A 267-nucleotide genomic window follows, 5' to 3' on the forward strand; every position below is an offset into this window, starting at 1 on the left:
AGAAAACTCCAATATGTACGGAGGGATCTTATAGGATTAATGCCAATTTGCTCCGTAAACGACACCCAGATCACCAAAATCCTTTGTTACCGTGGCGCCTTCACACAGAAAAAACGGATTTTCAGCATCTTGAAATGGCTGAAACTGCTGAATGGGCAATTTCCTTTGCACCTTCTAAGCTATGATTCGCTGCCCAGCCGCATTGCACTTCGTTGACCTTCCGTCTCCCCATGTTCCGAGACCATCAGGCGTCAGCCAATCTACACG

Annotated in this window: 1 protein-coding gene; it reads right to left on the bottom strand. The window is 47.2% G+C overall.

Going from position 1 to position 267, the window contains the following annotated elements; genetic code table 11:
* Nucleotides 1–36: 36 nt before the first annotated feature.
* Nucleotides 37–159 (bottom strand): hypothetical protein, encoded by a 123-nt coding sequence (locus tag P6709_RS19980; RefSeq protein ID WP_278242646.1) that lies wholly within the window; start codon nt 157–159, stop codon nt 37–39.
* Between the last annotated feature and the right edge of the window lie 108 nt (nt 160–267).

It is taken from the genome of Jeotgalibacillus sp. ET6 (genome assembly GCF_029667115.1).
Taxonomy (GTDB): domain Bacteria; phylum Bacillota; class Bacilli; order Bacillales; family Jeotgalibacillaceae; genus Jeotgalibacillus.